At 64.4% G+C, this 17,071-nt stretch carries 13 protein-coding genes; 9 read left to right on the forward strand and 4 right to left on the reverse strand.

Annotation, left to right across the window (positions count from 1 at the left end; genetic code table 11):
• The first annotated feature begins 230 nt into the window (after nt 1-230).
• The 8 genes from ACI2JX_RS04455 (at nt 231) to ACI2JX_RS04490 (ending at nt 11,321) form a co-directional block, all read left to right on the forward strand.
• The gene (locus ACI2JX_RS04455; protein WP_404689484.1) at nt 231-2,330 is read left to right on the forward strand and encodes a TonB-dependent receptor family protein; all 2,100 of its coding nucleotides are present in this window, start codon (nt 231-233) and stop codon (nt 2,328-2,330) included.
• An 11-nt stretch (nt 2,331-2,341) separates the two neighbouring features.
• Nucleotides 2,342-4,051: an ABC transporter substrate-binding protein gene (locus tag ACI2JX_RS04460; RefSeq protein ID WP_404689485.1), complete on the forward strand. Its 1,710-nt coding sequence runs from the start codon at nt 2,342-2,344 to the stop codon at nt 4,049-4,051.
• Nucleotides 4,048-4,980, forward strand: coding sequence for an ABC transporter permease (locus ACI2JX_RS04465; RefSeq protein WP_186555201.1), 933 nt, complete (start codon nt 4,048-4,050; stop codon nt 4,978-4,980). Before ACI2JX_RS04460 ends, ACI2JX_RS04465 begins: the two co-directional genes overlap by 4 nt.
• A gap of 22 nt (nt 4,981-5,002) precedes the next feature.
• The gene (locus ACI2JX_RS04470; RefSeq protein WP_404689486.1) at nt 5,003-6,253 is read left to right on the forward strand and encodes an acyl-CoA dehydrogenase family protein; all 1,251 of its coding nucleotides are present in this window, start codon (nt 5,003-5,005) and stop codon (nt 6,251-6,253) included.
• 14 nt (nt 6,254-6,267) lie between these two features.
• On the forward strand, nt 6,268-7,617 hold the full coding sequence (locus tag ACI2JX_RS04475; RefSeq protein WP_264233599.1) for an LLM class flavin-dependent oxidoreductase: 1,350 nt from the start codon (nt 6,268-6,270) through the stop codon (nt 7,615-7,617).
• A 113-nt stretch (nt 7,618-7,730) separates the two neighbouring features.
• Nucleotides 7,731-8,786 carry an NADP(H)-dependent aldo-keto reductase gene (locus ACI2JX_RS04480; protein WP_404689487.1) on the forward strand — a complete coding sequence of 352 codons (1,056 nt, stop codon included), beginning with the start codon at nt 7,731-7,733 and terminating at the stop codon, nt 8,784-8,786.
• A 13-nt stretch (nt 8,787-8,799) separates the two neighbouring features.
• Nucleotides 8,800-9,672, forward strand: coding sequence for an ABC transporter permease (locus ACI2JX_RS04485; protein WP_264233602.1), 873 nt, complete (start codon nt 8,800-8,802; stop codon nt 9,670-9,672).
• Entirely contained in the window at nt 9,669-11,321 is a 1,653-nt protein-coding gene (locus ACI2JX_RS04490) for a dipeptide ABC transporter ATP-binding protein (protein WP_404689488.1), read from the forward strand. The genes ACI2JX_RS04485 and ACI2JX_RS04490 overlap by 4 nt, the downstream gene beginning before the upstream one ends.
• A 208-nt stretch (nt 11,322-11,529) precedes the next feature.
• Here ACI2JX_RS04490 and ACI2JX_RS04495 read toward each other — a convergent pair whose 3' ends face one another.
• The 3 genes from ACI2JX_RS04495 to ACI2JX_RS04505 form a co-directional block, all read right to left on the reverse strand.
• Entirely contained in the window at nt 11,530-12,141 is a 612-nt protein-coding gene (locus tag ACI2JX_RS04495) for a cell wall hydrolase (protein WP_264233605.1), read from the reverse strand.
• 48 nt (nt 12,142-12,189) lie between these two features.
• Nucleotides 12,190-13,107 carry an AEC family transporter gene (locus tag ACI2JX_RS04500; RefSeq protein ID WP_368972079.1) on the reverse strand — a complete coding sequence of 306 codons (918 nt, stop codon included), beginning with the start codon at nt 13,105-13,107 and terminating at the stop codon, nt 12,190-12,192.
• A 93-nt stretch (nt 13,108-13,200) separates the two neighbouring features.
• Nucleotides 13,201-14,067 (reverse strand): LysR family transcriptional regulator, encoded by an 867-nt coding sequence (locus ACI2JX_RS04505; RefSeq protein ID WP_264233607.1) that lies wholly within the window; start codon nt 14,065-14,067, stop codon nt 13,201-13,203.
• A 237-nt stretch (nt 14,068-14,304) separates the two neighbouring features.
• Between ACI2JX_RS04505 and ACI2JX_RS04510 the strand changes: the two genes are divergently transcribed.
• Complete coding sequence (locus ACI2JX_RS04510; protein ID WP_404689489.1) at nt 14,305-16,257, forward strand: S8 family serine peptidase; 1,953 nt, start codon at nt 14,305-14,307, stop codon at nt 16,255-16,257.
• Here the strand turns inward: ACI2JX_RS04510 and ACI2JX_RS04515 are convergent, their stop codons facing one another.
• Nucleotides 16,258-17,013 (reverse strand): methyl-accepting chemotaxis protein, encoded by a 756-nt coding sequence (locus ACI2JX_RS04515; RefSeq protein WP_372353286.1) that lies wholly within the window; start codon nt 17,011-17,013, stop codon nt 16,258-16,260.
• Nucleotides 17,014-17,071 lie beyond the last annotated feature (58 nt).

The raw sequence follows: 17,071 nt of genomic DNA on the forward strand, positions 1-17,071 counted from the left end.
TGGGAGCGGGCTTGCCCCGCGATGAGGCCGCTACTGACACCCTGAAATGTTGATACAGCAACAGGCGCCAAACAGTTTGTATGGCATTCAAGCTTTTAATCGGCTCAATGCCCAATAAAGACGAGAGAAAAAGGCTGGCACGACAACTGCAATAACCTTCCTGAAGCGGTCAGGCGAAGGCGGCGCTACGGCGTAGAACTTCGACCTTATATATAAAGGGAGTATGTGCAGTGCGTGCGAAAGTTAGACTTACCGGTTACTCCCTGGGCAATGCCGCCAGCGTTGCGGTAATGATGGCCCTGCTCAGCCCAGCGGTGTTCGCCGCAGAAGACTCCACCCTCGACACGGTAACCGTCACCGGCGCTGCCGCCACTGGCGCGCAGAAGGACCAGAAGCGCCTGCAAAAGGTCGCGGGCAACACCGCAGTGATCGACAACCGTCAGGTCGAGCAGGGCAGGGCGTCCAATGCCGAGGATGTCCTGGCCCTGCAACCCGGCGTTTTCGCCCAGGGCACCAGCGGTACGGCTGCGAACAAGATTTCGATCCGCGGCTCGGGCTTGAACACCTTCTACCAGGGCTATGTGCTGGGCACCAAGTTCCTCTTCGACGGCCTGCCAATCACCGGCCCCGGGGGCACCCAGGAAGACTTCCTCGACATGCAGGGGATCGACCACACCGAGGTGCTCTACGGTGCCAACGCTTCGGAGTACGCCGCGCTGTCGCTGGGCGGCGCGATCAATTTCGTCAGCAAGACCGGCCGCACCGACCCTGGCAACTACGCCCGCTTCGAAGTCGGCAGCTATGGCTATCGCAAGCAGCAACTGAGCACTGGCGGGGTGGTTGGCGACACTGACTACTACATCAACGTCCTGCACAACGAACGCGATGGCTATCAGGACGACGCCAACAACGAAGGTCGCGGCCTTGCGGCCAACTTCGGCCATGTGTTCAGCCCCAAGCTTGAGACCCGCCTGTTCGTCAAGTACCGCGAAGAGCAGCTCACCAACGGCAACACCCTGACCCGCCAGCAGCTCAAGCACGACCCACGCAGCAACCTCGCCCCGACCGGGCGCCGTAAAGACGGCACCACCTTCATCGGCAACAAGACCACCTACACCTTCGATGACGGCAACAAGCTCGAAGTTGGCGCTTCGTACAACAACTACCCGCTGCTCAACGGCTGGCGCTACTCGCCGACCCCACAAGACTGGCGCTCCAAGGACATCAACCTGACCTTGCGCTACTTCCGTACCGGCGATCGTTTCTTCGGCCTGCCCAGCGACAGCAGCATCATCTTCAGCAATACCCGCGCCTATCTGGCCGACGTCAAGTCGCACAGCCGCGCCACCGGGGCGAAGATCCAGGAGACCAACTACACCGGCTCGCGCGACACGGTGCTGACCTTCGGCAACGAGCTGCAACTGAGCGATGACCTGTGGCTGTCCTCGGGCCTGTCGTTCGTCAACATCCGCCGTAAGGCCGAGATCGAATCGACCACGCTGACCACCGCCAACCCAAGCAACCTACCCACCAGCGTCGAGTACGTGGAGAACGACCTGGCCCCGCGCCTGGGCCTGCGCTACCAGATCAACCCTGAATTCCAGGTGTTCGGCAACGTCAGCCGCAGCATCGATCCACCGGTGACCTGGCAGCTGGGCAGTACCGGCAACCCGTTCCTCTACGATGTGCGGCCACAGAAGGCCACCACGTTCGAGGTCGGCGTGCGCGGCAGCCACGGCATCTTCGATGGCAGCCTGACCTTGTACCGCTCCTGGGTGCAAAAAGAGCTGCTGACCGTGGTCGTGCGTCAGGCCAGCGCCACTCAAGACCAGCTCACCGCCACCTCCAACGCCAGCCCGACCCTTCACCAGGGCATCGAGGCAGGCCTCAACGCGCTGCTCTGGAGCGGCGCCAACGGCGATACCATCGACCTGCGCCAGGCCTACACCCTCAACGACTTCAAATACCGCGACGACGACACCTTCGGCGGCAACGAGTTGCCCAGCCTGCCGCGCCAGGTCTATCAGGCCGAGCTGGCCTACCGCCAGGCCAGCGGCTTCTATGCTTCGCTCAACCTGCGCACAGCGTCAAGCTACTACATCGACTATGCCAACACCTGGCAGGCGCCGTCGTACGTGCTGTGGGGCGCCAAGGTCGGCTATCAGGCGCCGAGCAAGAAGTGGGAGGTGTTCGCTGACCTGCGCAACCTCACCGACCAGCGCTACGCCAGCGCGGCCAACACTGCCTACAACGCCAATGGCCGCGACTCGGCCAACTTCTATCCGGGGGACGCCTTCTCGGTGACCACTGGCGTGGCGTTCCGATTCTGATGGCCGCCGTCATGCATAAGCGACTTCGGCCGTGCCTGTTGGCCGCCGCGCTGCTGCTCGGCGCCTGCTCGCCACCGCCGCCTGGGCAAACTGCAGGCACGCTCAAAGGCGAGGCGGTGAGCGAGGTGAATGGGGTCATGCGCTATCCGGCCAGCGATTTTGTCGAGCAGCGCGAGGGGATGCGCGGCGGCACCTTGCGGGTGTCGGCCGCCAGCGATTCGGGCAGCTTCGATATCCATGCGCTGTCGCACGGCAACATGCAGTGGCTGGGCAGGATTCTGTTCGATTGCCTGGTCTACCAGGCCGAGGACGGCACCCTGACGCCGTGGCTGGCGAAAAGCTGGGAGATCAGCGCCGATGGCCTGACCTACACCTTCCACCTGCGCGACGATGTCCACTTCAGCGATGGCGAGCGGTTCAACGCCGAGGCGGTGCGGGTCAACCTTGAGCACATGCGTGATCCGGCGACCAAGTCGCCGTTGGCCGCGGCCTATATCGCGCCGTTTCTCACGGGCCGGGTGGTGGATGAGTTCACCTTCGAGGCGACCCTGCGCACGCCCTATGCGCCGTTTCTCGATGTGCTGTCGCAGGCCTGGCTGGGGATGATTTCGCCCAAGCAGATCCGCGAGGCGCCGCGCACGATCGCTACCCGGCCGATTGGCAGCGGGCCGTTCGTGCTCGACAGCTATGTACGCGATCAGGGCGCGACGTTTTCGCGCCGGGAGGATTACCACTGGGCGCCCACAGCGATCAATCATCAGGGCGCGGCTTACCTGCAGCGCATCGAGCTCAGTTATGTGCCCGAGGCGATGATCCGCTATACCTCGCTTGAGGCCAACGACAGCGACATGGCCCTGGACGCGCCGCCCCAGAACGCCGCGGCGATTCGCGCCAATCCAGACCTGACCCTGCGCAGCCGCATCCGCAAGGGCAACCCGGCGCGCAGCATCACCTTCAATGTCGAGCGCGTGCCATTCGACGATGTGCGGGTGCGCCAGGCCGTGGCCAAGGCCATCGACCGCGATGGCCTGGCGTGGATCTCGGGGTTTGGTGAGTTCCTGGCCAAGGGCGACTTCCTCGCCGTGAACACCCCAGGCTATGACCCGATAGCACGTGATGCGCTGGCCTTCGACCCGGTACAAGCCAACCACTTGCTGGATGCTGCTGGCTGGACCGGGCGCGACGCCGAGGGGTATCGCACCCGCGCCGGCCAGCGCCTGCAAGCGACCTTGCTGACCTATGACAACCCGGCGTTCCCAGCCAACGTCTCGGTGGCGGTGCAGGCCGACTTGCGCAAGATCGGCTTCGACATGGTGATCGAAGTGTTGCCGCTCACGCGGGTGATGGAGCTGCGCTATGCCGGCCGTTTCGATGCCATTGGTGGCGGCTACTGGCACACCAATACCGCCGATGGGCTGTTCATCCTCTATCACAGCCAGGCCATCCCCAGCGCGCGGATGATCGGCCAGAACGTCGGTCACTTTCGCGATGCGCTGCTCGACCAGTACCTGGGCCAGGCGCGGCAGAGCACTGATGCGCAGCAGCGGCGCACCCTGTATCGCCAAGCGCAGCAGCGCCTGGGCGAAACCGTACCAGCGGTGCCTTCGGTGGAGAGCCAGATGCTGTTGGCTTATCGCAAGGCAGTCGGCGGGGTGCTGTTCGATGGTTCGCACAATGTCCCTCTGTTCACCAGCGTGTGGCTGGCCAAGGAGCAACCATGAAACTTCTGGCACTGGTGCTAAGGCGCCTGCGTGACGGCCTGATCGTGCTGTGGGCGGCTGCCAGCCTGACGTTCCTCGGCATGCAACACAGCGGTGGCGATACCGCACTGGCGATTCTCGGTGGCCCGGACGCCATGCCCACGCCGCAGATGCTCGCCCAGGTGCGCGCCGAGTACGGCCTCGATCAGCCGCTGTGGCAGCAATACGGCAATTACCTGGCGCGCTTGGCCCAGGGTGATCTGGGCGAGTCGTATCGCCTGCGCATTCCGGTCGGCCAGGCGATCGGCGAGCAACTGGGCGCGACCTTGGCCCTGGCCAGCAGTGCGGCAGTCCTGGCGGTGCTGCTCGCGCTGACTTCGGCGCTGCTGACTGCCAACCGTGGGCGGCGTCTGCGGGCGTTGGTGTCGGGCATCGAGTTGGTGCTGTCGGCAGCGCCGAACTTTGTCATCGGCACCGTGCTGTTGCTGGCCTTCGCCTTCTACTTCCACCTGTTGCCGCCATCGGGCTCGCGTGGCTGGCAGTCGCTGGTGCTGCCGAGCCTGGCCCTGGGCTTGCCGGTGGCGGCAGTGCTGGCCCAGGTGCTGCGCCAGTCGCTTGAGCAGGTGCTGGAACAACCCTTCATCACCCAAGCCCGCGCGCGCGGCATGTCCGATACCGGCGTCCGCCTGCGCCATGCCTTGCGCCATGCCCTGGTGCCGTTGGTGACCCTGGCCGGCTATGTGTTCGCCAGCCTGCTGGGCGGCGCCGTGGTGCTTGAACTGCTGTTCGGCCGCCAAGGCATTGGCCGTCTGATGCTCGACGCAACGGCTAACAAGGACGTGCCACTGGTGCTCGGCGTGACCCTGCTGGCCGCCGCCATCTACGTGCTGGTCAACCTGGTGGTGGATGTACTGACCCAGGCCATCGACCCGCGCACCGCGCACAACTGAAATCCCCGTGAAAGGAACTTACATGAGTCAACAAGCAAGCATTACCGACGCCGAACTCGATGCCCGTTTCGCGCCAATCTTTACCCGTATCGCCGCTGGCGCGGTTGAGCGCGAGCAGCAACGCACGCTGGCCCATGAGCCGGTGGCGTGGCTGCGCGAGGCCGGTTTCGGCGCGCTGCGTGTGCCGCAAAGCCATGGCGGGCTGGGTGCCAGCCTGGCGCAACTGCTGCGCCAGCTGGTGCGCCTGGGCCAGGCAGACTCCAACCTGCCGCAGATCCTGCGGGCGCATTTCGGTTTCGTCGAAGGGCGACTGTCCTCCAACGATGCTGCGTCGCAGGACTACTGGTTCGCCCGGGTCGTGGCAGGCGAGCTGTGGGGCGCGGCCATGGCTGAGCGTACCGACAGCACCGGCAATACCGTGCAACTGACCCAGAGCGAGGAGGGCGATTACCGCCTCGACGGCGAGAAGTATTACTGCACTGGCACGCTGTATGCCGATTGGGTCGCGGCGGTGGCCAACCACGGCGACGAATTCGTCAGCCTGGCCGTGCCAACCCGCGCTCCTGGGGTCGAGGTGGTGGACGACTGGGATGGTTTTGGCCAGCGCCTGACCGGCAGCGGCACCACCCGTTTTCGCCAGGTGGCGGTGCCGCAGCGGCATGTGCTGCGGCGCTTCGCCAAGGGCGAGCTGCGCGCCGAATCCTATTTGACCGCGTTCTATCAGGCGGTGCACCTGGCCACCCTGGCCGGCATCGCCCGTGCCGTGCTGGCCGATGCAGTTGCTTTCGTCCAGGGCCGTACCCGCGCCTTCGGCGTGCCCGGCCAATCGAAGCCCAGCGATGACCCACTGGTGCAGCGAGTGGTCGGTCGGCTGTCGAGTCTGGCCTTTGCAACCGAGGCGCAGGTCAGTGCCGTGGGCCATAGCCTGCAAGGGGTATTCGAGGCGGGCCAGGCTGGGGAGGTCCCTGAGCAGTTGTACACCGATGCCGAAGTACAGGCCTTCCAGGCCCAGCAGATCGTCCTGGCGCAAGTGCTTGAGGCCACCACCTTGCTGTTCGAGGTCGGCGGCGCTTCGGCGACCAGCAATGCCCGACGCCTGGATCGGCACTGGCGCAATGCGCGCACCTTGGCCTCGCACAACCCGGCGATCTACCGCGAGCAGGCGTTGGGCGACTACTACCTCAATGGCGTCAGCCCCGCCGCCGCCTGGCGGGCCAAACAGGCTGCGGCCAGTGCAGGACAGGGCGCAGGCGATGAAGCCAGCGCAGTCTGAATAGGAGAACGCACATGACACAGCAAAAGCAGATGAGCCTGGGCATGAATATCTTGGGTTTCGGCTCGCACTCCGGCGCCTGGCGCCAGGGCGAGGCCGCGATCGACGCCTATATCGACGTTGATTACTACCGCAACATCGCACGCATCTCCGAGCGCGGTTGCCTGGATGCGATCTTCCTCGCCGACGGCCCGGCGCTACCGCCGGATGTCGCCAGCCAGGCCGGTGGCCGTCTGGAGCCGACCATCCTGCTCACCGCCGTGGCTGCCGCCACCGAACGCATCGGAGTGATCGCCACGTGCTCGAGCACTTACAACGAGCCATTCAACCTGGCCCGACGGATAGCCTCGCTGGACCACATCAGCGGTGGCCGGGCGGCCTGGAACGTGGTGACCAATGCCGGTGACGCCGCCGCGCAGAACTTCGGCTACGCCGGCGCGCCACTGCATGTCGACCGCTATGGGCGGGCCGAAGAGTTCGTCGATGTCACCCTCAAGCTGTGGGACAGCTGGGAGGACGACGCGATCATCGGCGACCGTGCCAATGGCCGCTTCGCCGACCCAAGCAAGGTGCATACCCTGGATTTTCACGGCAAGCACTTCCAGGTCAAAGGCCCGCTCAACCTGCCTCGCTCGCCGCAAGGCCGGCCGGTGCTGGTACAGGCGGGCTCCTCCGAAGGCGGCAAGGCCTTGGGCTCGCGTTATGCCGATGCGATCTTCACCACCCAGACCACCTTGCCCGACGGGCTGGCCTTCTACCGCGAGATGAAATCCCGGGCCAAGGCCTGGGGGCGTGATCCGCAGCATTTGAAAATCATGCCGGGGCTGTCGACGGTGATCGGCAGCACCGAGGCCGAGGCGCATGCCCGCTTCGACCAGCTCAATGCCTGGCATGGCGAGCATGGCTTGCTGCAGCAGGTGGCGGGGCGGATCGGTATCGATGCCAGCGAACTGGACCCCGATGCGCCGCTGCCTTGGGCACGGATTGGCGCGGTGGCGGATTTTGAGCGCGGCTCGCACGGTTTTCTGGAAGCGCAGCTGAACTTGGCGCGGCGCGAGAACCTGACCATTCGCGAGCTTTCGCGGCGCATCCTGGTGGGGCATCGTCTGGCGGTGGGCACGCCCGAGCAAGTCGCCGACACCTTGGCCGAGTGGTTCCTGGCCGGGGCAGGGGATGGCTTCAACATCATGCCGGACATGTTCCCGTCCGGGGCGCAGGTGTTCGTCGAAGAGGTGGTCCCGCTGTTGCAGAAACGCGGGCTGTTCCGCCGCGAGTATCAAGGACGCACCTTGCGCGATCACCTGGGTTTGCCCAAGGCCGAGAACCAGTACGCGCGGGCGCAGGCGGCTCAAGCGTCGGCCTGAACCGCTGCAAGCGCTTCAGGCACCGCGCCCCTTGTAAGCGCTGGCGTAGCCTGCGATGGGCTGCAAAGCAGCCCGAAACGCTCAAATCCAACCCATTACCCAAGGACCACCGCATGCTCTACCGCCCGCTAGGCCACACCGATCTCCACGTCAGCCTGCTCAGCCTAGGCACCATGACCTGGGGCCACCAGAACAGCGAACAAGACGCCCACCAACAACTGGACTCCGCGCTCGCTGCCGGCATCAACTTCATCGACACCGCCGAGATGTATCCCACTCCGACCCGCGCCGAAACCTGGACCACCACCGAGCGTTTCATCGGCACCTGGCTGGCCGCCCGCGGCAATCGCGACAAGCTCATCCTGGCCAGCAAGATCGCCGGCCCCTCGCGCGACCCCGCCGGGCAAACGCACATCCGCGACGGCCTTTCGCACCACGACCGACGCAACATCGTCGCGGCTCTCGATGGCAGCCTGAAACGCTTGCAGACCGACTATCTGGACCTCTACCAACTGCACTGGCCCGACCGCACCACCAACATCTTCGGCGCCCGCGAATACCCCTATGTCGACGACCACCCCGACAGCGCTGCCATCCAGGAAACCCTGGCGGTGCTCGATGAGCAGGTCAAGGCCGGCAAGATCCGCCACATCGGCGTGTCTAACGAAACCCCGTGGGGTGTCGCGCAGTTCCTGCGTCATGGCGAGGATCAGCGATTGCCGCGCATTGCCAGCATCCAGAACCCCTACAGCCTGCTCAATCGCCTGTATGAGAACGGCCTGTCAGAGTTCAGCCACCGCGACGGCGTCAGCCTGCTGGCCTATTCGCCGCTGGCGTTTGGCGCGTTGACGGGCAAGTACCTCGATGGCGCTCGCCCGGAGGGTGCCCGTTTGTCTTCGGTGTATCGCACCTTCAACCGCTACGACAGCGCCGAGGCCAACAGCGCCATCGCCAGCTACGTCGATATCGCTCGGCGGCGGGGCCTGAGCCCTGCGCAGCTGGCCTTGGCCTTCGTCATTCGCCAGCCCTTCGTGGCCAGCGCCATCACCGGGCAGACCACACTGCTGCAGTTGCAGGAAAACCTGGGTGCGCTCGACCTGCAACTGGACGACGAGCTGTTGGCCGAGATCCAGGCTGTGCACCGCCGTATTCCCAACCCGGCGCCATGAACCAGGAGGCTGGATGAACGCAATTGCTCCCGATCCTGCGCTTGCGCGCGTGGCCCTGGCGCCACCCTTGAGCCGTTGGCGGCCAAGCCGCCCAGGGTTGTGCCTGGCCTGGGCGGTGCTTGGCCTGTTGCTGCTGGCAGTGGCGCTGCCCGGCTGGCTGGCGCCTGCCGACCCGTTAATGGCCGATGCCCGTCTGGCCTATCAGCCACCGAGCACAGCGTTCTGGCTGGGCACCGATGAGAACGGCCGCGATGTGCTCAGCCGGTTGATTCACGGCGCACGTCCATCGCTGTTTATCGGTTTGGCGGCAACTGCGGTAGGCCTCGGCCTGGGCACTTTGCTCGGCTTGCTGGCAGGCCTCGCCCCGGCGTGGCTGGACAACCTGCTGATGCGCGCAGTGGATGTACTGCTGGCATTTCCCGACCTGCTGCTGGCACTGGTGATCATTACCCTGTTCGGCCAGGGCACCACCAACCTGATCCTCGCCGTGGGCATCGCCGCGGTGCCACGTTATGCACGCTTGGTGCGTGCGCAAACCTTGACCATCCGCCGCGCAGGCTTCGTCGAGGCGGCGCTGACCCTGGGGCGACGGCCACTGGCCGTGGTGCTCAGTCACGTGTTGCCCAATGCGGTACAACCGGTGCTGATCCTGGCCTGTATCGGCCTGGGCAGCGCGATCACGGCTGCCGCCGCCTTGAGCTTCCTTGGTTTCGGCGCGCCGCCTCCGGCGCCGGAGTGGGGCGCAACGATGGCGGTGGCGCGTAACTTCATGGCCAATGCGCCCTGGCTGATGGCCTGGCCGGCGCTGGCGATTACCCTGACTGTGATTTCCATCAGCGCCATCGGCCGTGACTGGCTGCGGCGCAGCGAGGGCAAAAGCCTATGAGCGGCTTGGACAACGTTTCACCGTTGGTAGACATCCGCGGCTTGCGGGTGAGCTTCAAGGGCGTGCCAGTGGTGCGCGGGGTCGATGTGCAGGTGCGTGCTGGACAGTGCGTGGCGCTGGTGGGGGAATCGGGTTCGGGCAAGAGCGTCACTGCGCGCACCTTGGTCGGCCTGACCGGAGCCGGTGCACAGGTTCAGGCGCAGCGCCTGGCGTACGCTGGCCGCGACTTGGCCGGTTTGGATGAGGCCAGTTGGCAGCGCCTGCGCGGCGCACAGATCGGCTTTGTCATGCAAGACGCCCTCGGCTCGCTCGATCCGCTGCGCCGGGTTGGCAACGAGATCGAGGAGGCGTTGTTGCTGCACACCCACCTTGGCCCTGAAGCGCGCCGCCTGCGGGTGCTGGAGCTGCTGCGCGAGGTCGGCGTGCCAGAGCCCGAGGTGCGTGCCCGGCAGTATTCCTGGCAGCTGTCCGGCGGCTTGCGCCAACGTGCCCTGATCGCCTCGGCGATCGCTTGCACGCCACGCCTGCTGGTCGCGGATGAGCCCACCACTGCACTGGATGCCACGGTACAGGCGCAGATCCTCGCTTTGCTTGAGCAACTGCGCGGCGAGGACAACAGCCTGCTGATGGTCAGTCATGACTTGGCGGTAGTCGCCCGCCTGGCCGATTGGGTCGTAGTGATGCGCCAAGGTGAAGTGGTGGAGCAGGGCAGCGCCGAGCAGATTCTGCAAGACCCTCATGATCCCTACACCCAACGCCTGCTGACAGCTGCGCGAGCGGTGCATTTCCAGCGCCCGGCCACGCCCGCGCTGGCCTTGGTGGAGCCTGCCGTGAACACAGCTGAACAACCGGTCTTGCTTGAGGCGCGCAATTTGAGCAAGGCGTTCATTGGCCCCGATGGGCGTGCGCGCGAGGTGCTGAGCGATGTTTCGCTGCAGCTGCGGGCGGGGCAGACCCTGGGCGTGGTCGGTGAGTCGGGGTCAGGCAAGAGCACCCTGGGGCGGATTCTGCTTGGCCTGGAGCGTCCGGACCAAGGCCAGGTGCAGTTTGCCGGGCAGGACTGGTTGGCCTTGTCCAACGAGCAGCAGCGCCTGGCGCGCCAGGGTATTCAGGTGGTGTTTCAAGATCCCCTGGCGTCGTTCGATCCGCGCTATACCGTGCTGCGGGTGCTGGCTGAGGCGTTGGCTCAGGCAGGAGTACCGCGGGCCTTGCAGCGTACTGAGGCGGTGGCATTGCTGGAGCGGGTGCAACTGCCTGCGGGCGTGCTCGAACGCCGGCCGCTTGAGCTGTCGGGAGGGCAGCGTCAGCGCATCGCCATTGCCCGGGCGCTGGCGATGAAGCCGCGGGTGTTGGTGTGTGATGAGCCAGTGTCGGCGTTGGACGTGTCGGTACAGGCGAGAATTCTGGTGCTGCTGGCAGAGCTCAAGGCTGAGTTGAACCTGGCGTGCCTGTTCATCTCGCATGACCTGGGGGTGGTAGAGCAGGTTAGTGATCAGGTGCTGGTGATGCAGGGCGGGCGGGTGGTGGAACAGGGTGAGGCGGGGCAGGTGCTCGGTCAGCCGCGTCATCCCTATACCCGTGCGCTGCTGGATGCGGTGCCGGGGTTGCCAGCGGCGCAGCCGCTGTGGGTGCGGCGGATTGCGGTGTGAGGTGAGAATTGCAGGGGGCCGTGCTGGCCTCTTCGCGGGCAAGCCCGCTCCCACAGGGATCGCAGTGAGTAGGAGATTGGTGTAGAGCCAGCCCTGGGCACAGGCGTATCGCGGGCCTTGTGAACGGCGCAGTACCTGTGGGAGCGGGCTTGCCCGCGAAGAGGCCTGAACTGACACAACAACGCGCCCCGGGGCCGCTCGGCAAGCCTCAGCGGGCCAGCGCCGGATTCGGCTTGTAGAACAGAAACAATTTGGTCTCGGCGGTCTTGCGGTAGGCCTTGGCCCAGTCCGGCCGCACGCTGCGGTCGTGAAAATACAGGGCACCTCGGGTGGGGTCCTTGAGCTGCTGGTTGAGCGCTTTGCGGGCGATCTCTTTGGCAACGTCATAGCGCTGCTTTTCCTCGACCTGATCAGAGCGCCCGTCGCACCACCAGGAGAACTGGCAGCTCTTGGTTTCCACCCCTTGCTTGACCACCCCGCAGATAGTGTCCGGGAAGCCATCGTGGCCCAAGCGGTTGATCACCACGCTGGCCACCGCACTCATGTCGCGGGCATCCGCCTCCTTGGCTTCCCAATAGATGGTGCGCGCCAGGCAAGTGATGCTGTCGTCCATCGGCGATTGGCCTGCGGGATCGACCGCTTTGACTTCACTGGGGCTTAAGGTCTCGCTCTTTTTCGGCGGTGGCGCCTCTTCGACCACCTTCTCTTCCAGGGCTTGGGCCTTGTCTTCAGCGACCGCGGCCTTGGCGCTGTCAGCGGCATTGAGTGGGCCTGCAAGCAGGGTCAGGGCCAAGCCGAACAGCAGCGACGATAGGCGCATGGTCAAGCTTCCGAAATGTGAGCTGAATCTCAGTCTAGCTGCGCCTTTTCAACTCAGCGTCAGGCTTAGCATCACCGGCAGGGTCAAGGCGGCAGCGACCGTCTGCAAGGCGATGATGGTCGCCATCAACGGCGCGTTGCCGCCCATTTGCCGGGCCATTACATAAGACGATGAGGCGGTCGGTAGCGCCTGGAACAACACCGCTACCACTGCCGCCTGGCCGCTCAGGCCGAGTAGGCGGCACAAGCCCCAGGTCGTCAGGGGGAGTACCAGAAACTTGAACAGCGACGCCGCCAGCAGCGGCCGGACCTGTTGCCCCAGGCGCGCACCGCCCAGCGCTGCACCGACACACAGCAGCCCCAGGGGCAGGGCCGCCTGGCCGAGCGCCTTGATGGTCGGCTCCAGCCCCGCCGGCAAGCCCACCCCGGTGACCCGCAGCAATAGCCCGCCTGCACAGCCGATGATCAACGGGTTGGCGAAGATCGCCCGCAATACCGTGGCAGGTGAGCTGTGGCGGGCGCTGAATCGGGCAAACACCAGCACGCAGAGCAGGTTGACCAGCGGCACGATGGCAGCATTGGCCACGGCGGCCAGAGCGATCCCGGCGCTGCCGTAGATACCGGCGGCCAAGGTGGCGCCAATATAGTTGTTGAAGCGCACACCGCCTTGGAACACCGAGGTGAAGTCGGCGCCGTCGTGGTTCACCGCGCCCTGATACAACACCAGCAAGGCCGCACCCAGCAAAGTTGAAAGCATCAGTACACCCACCATGCCCAGCACCGGTACACCATCGAGGTTGGCAGTGGCCAGGCCGTGCAGAAACAGTGACGGCAGGAGCACGTAGTAGCTCAGGCGTTCAGCGCCAGGCCAGAAGCTTTCAGCGAGAAAACCGCGTACTCGCAGCCAGGTGCCAAGGGCAATCAGCAGGATGATCGGCACCAGTGTGGTCAGCAGCAGCTCAAGCATGGGCGGGGTTCCGTGGTCGGGTACCGGAGCAGCCTACTGCGTGCAGTCAGCAGAAAAAAACGTTGTTTTCTGCATCCACCGTTGAGAAAAACTTCATGTAGCGTCCAGAGCGGTCTTGAGCACTGCACTCAGGTGCCGCCGTTGGCTCTTGTCATGTTCCAGCAATACCATGCGCCGGGTCAGTTGCGGCTCGCCGAATGGCAGCCGGGTTGCAGCGGGCAAACGCTCCAGATCATCATCGGCAATCGGGATGATGGCCACACCCAGGCCCATCGCGGCCATGCGTGCCAGGGCCTCCTGGCTGTCCAATTCCATTTGCTCGTTAACCTGAAGGTGCTGCTTGCGCAGCTCTTGTTCGATCTGGCGGCCGGCCCAGGCGCGCTTGTCGAAACGCAAGAACGGCTGGCTGGCGAGCAGTTGCGGCAAACTTTGGCCTGCCAGTTCGGGGCTGGCGATGGCCCAGAAACGGTCTTCAAACAACGGTATATAGCTCAGGCACTGCGGATACGGGCTGACCGGTTCGGTGGTGATCGCCGCATCCAGCTCGCCGTCCTCGACCCGCCGGGCAAGCTCGGCCGACATGCCCGAGACCACGCTGACATGCAGCTGCGGGTGATGGGCCTTGATCCACAGCAGGGCCTTGGGCAGACGCCGGGCCAGCACGGTGTGGATCGCGCCAATGCGCAGGCGCCCGCGCAGGCTGGGGCCGCTGGCCAGGGTGTCGGCCAGTTCGTCATAGGCGCTGAGGATGCTCTCGGCGCGCGCCACCGCCAGTTGCCCGGCTTCGGTCAGCATCACCTGGCGGCGGCTGCGGTCGAACAGCGCCACCTGCAGTTCATCCTCCAGGGTCTTTATGTGCAGGCTGACGGCCGAGGGGGTGAGGCTGAGCAGATCGGCGGCGCGGGCGAAGGTGCCGTGGCGGGCGATGGTCACCAGGGTGCGCAGGGCTTTGAGGGACACGGGGTAGTGCTCCGGCAGCGGGGGTGGGGCAACGCTACAAGCTTGCTATGGTGGGTCGCAAGCTTTGCGGGTGTGTCAGCACTGGCCTCCTCGCTAGAGTGGATCGGATCGGGCCTGTGGTTGCTTGGCCAACGGCCAGGGAATGGCTTCAGGCTGCATGCCTTGACTGGTCGCCTGAGAGGATAGCGCCATGGGTGCCCTTGCTGGGTACACGTGCAACCAGTTAAGGACTAACTGATGAATCTTGATGTGCACTTTGTCTATTACCGCAACTTCCGCTTCGACGGCAAATTCCACGTGCGCTGTATCGGAGCTGGTCTGGAAAAGGTCAAGAGCATTCGCTACGAGCTGGAAAAGAGCGGGCCTGATGGACCACGACAAGTCGATGCAATGTCGGTTTATTCCCAAGCCCAAAGTGGTGTGCTGAGCGACCATGGCTGCCCTGCGCTCTTGCGCTGCGACGTGGCAGCCGGTACCTACACGATCAAGCCGCGTGTCACGCTGCGCGAGGGGGTGGCAGATGTGACTGTCGATGGCAGTGGTGCGCTCGTAGTGGCAGCGTTGCAGGTTGTTATCGATGAGGGCGAGCTGAGCAGGGGGATACTCGACTCTGTTTCTCTGCCAGGTACAGCGTCCAGGCGGCGGCGTTCGGTTGCCGATGAACCGGCTATCGATCTGGCGAGCGAGGCGCCCAGGGTGGTCGACCCATACGCTGAAACGCTGGAGCCGTTTCCTGATTTGCCGCCCGGCACGTCTTATCCGACGTTACTGGTCAACTTTGTCGAGGGCGGCTTCGAACGACTCCTGGCTGAGCTGGAGCCAGGCTCAAGCTCGCGATTGGTCGGCCTGTGGCCAACACTCAAGTCAGTGATCGAGCTGCAGCCTTTGCTGGCCCCGCAGGAGCGCAATGACGACAAGCTGCAGGCACTGCGCAATTACTACTACCTTGAGCAACCCGCAAGCATGCTCAACGATACCTATGCCGCTTTGCTCAAGACCCTGGCGGCGCTTGAGTACGTCGAGACGCTGCACTTCGTCCCGGCGGCTGTAGCTTCTGCAGGGGTGTTGCTCGCCGGCGCTGCGGCTGCGTTGGCAACCTTGATTACTGGGGCTGCAGTAGTGGCGGGCAATCGGGCTTTTGACGATGCACAACCGACTCCAGACTTTGAGCCGTTGCAGCACTATCTGGATGAGCCCGGCCCGCGCTATCGGGGTATGAATATCCGCAAGGCATGGGACAAGCAGGTAAATGGAAAGGGTGCGCGTGTGCACTTTTCTGATGGCGGCCTGTTCCCTAACCACGAAGACCTCAAAGGCAACCCTAACCTGAAAATTGTCACCCTGCAGCCTAACGGGGATCCCCGTCATGGAACCAAATCAGTGGGGGTTTTGCTCGCTAGCCCTAATGGCTTTGGCATGACCGGCATTTGCCACGCCGCTGAGTTGTACCTGTACAACAATTACGCCAAAGACGAATTACAACGCCTCCAGACCCCGAAAGATCTGCTGCGTCACGTCGAGCCCGGCGATATCGTGGCGATCAATCGCCATTCGGCACATCTTGATGCGCTGGGCGTTTTTCTACCTTCGATCCATGAGCGCGCGTGGTGGGACGTGGCCAAAGCATTGACGGAGCGCGGTGCGGTGGTGCTCTTCGCCGCTGGAAACGGGAGTAATGAGACCGATATCAAAAAAGGAGTGACGAGAGGTTATGGAGTCGATCTCTCGCAATGGCGCTATTTTCATGAGCATGGAGAGGCGAATGCAATTCTGGTTGGGGCCAGCCAGTCATGGGATGGCAAAGCCCATCAATACTCGAATTTCTCCTATCCCTACCGGATGCTCAATTCCTGGGGCGACAGCGTGGCCACCCTCAGTGGTGGCGACCTGCAAGACAAATCGGCTGATGAGCGTGACTACAGCAGCAATTACGCTGGCACCTCGAGCGCTACGCCGTTGGTCGCAGGGGCGCTGAGCTTGATTCAGTCGTATGCGATGGAACAGCATCATGTCTATCTCAATGCCGACCAAATGCACCTGCTGGTCATGGCTTCAGGCCACAAGGATGCGACCTTGCCGCACAGCGATGTCCTGCCCATGGGCGCACGGCCCGATGTGCAGCGCGCCTTGCAGTTGCTCGATCGCATCCTCGGCGGCGGGCGCTTCCATGCGCCCAGGGATGAGCTGTAATCAAACCCTGAATTGATCCATCAGCCCTTGCTGTTGGTTGGCCAGGCTGTTGAGCGACTGACTGACCCGTGCCGACTCGTTGGCCTGGCCTGACAGCGATTCGGTGACATCGCGGATGGTCGCCACGTTACTGTTGATCTCCTCGGCCACCGCGCTTTGCTCTTCGGCGGCCGAGGCGATTTGCAGGTTCATGTCGGTGATTACCGTCACCGCCTGGCCGATGCGCTGCAGTGCGGTAACCGCTTGGCCAACCTGTTCGACACCGCCTTGGGCCTGGCGGTAGCTGCTGTCCATGGCACCGACCACTTCCTGGGTGCCAGCCTGCAAAGCTTCGATGACCTGGCGGGTTTCTTCCACCGACTCCTGGGTGCGGCGGGCGAGGTTGCGCACTTCGTCGGCGACCACGGCAAAACCGCGCCCGGCCTCACCGGCACGGGCCGCTTCGATCGCGGCGTTGAGTGCCAGCAGGTTGGTCTGCTCGGCGATCGAGCGGATCACTTCGAGCACCGAGCCGATCTTCTCGCTGTTTTGCGCCAGGCCTTCGACCTGGCCCATGGCACTGCTCATGTCGGCGGCCAGGGCATCGATGCTGCTGGTGGTGCGGTCGATCACTGCCAGGCCGTCGCGGGTTGCCTGGTCCGCTTCCCGGGCGGCTTGGGCGGCCTGGGCGGCGCTGCGGGCGACGTCCTGGGCAGTGGCGCTCATCTCGTGCGAGGCGGTAGCCACCTGGTCGACCTGGCGATACTGCTGCTCCATGCCGGCGCTGGTCTGGCTGGCGATCGCCGCCGACTGGTCAGCAGTACCTCGGGCAGCT

This window comes from Pseudomonas sp. NPDC088890 (genome assembly GCF_044900155.1).
GTDB lineage: Bacteria > Pseudomonadota > Gammaproteobacteria > Pseudomonadales > Pseudomonadaceae > Aquipseudomonas > Aquipseudomonas urmiensis.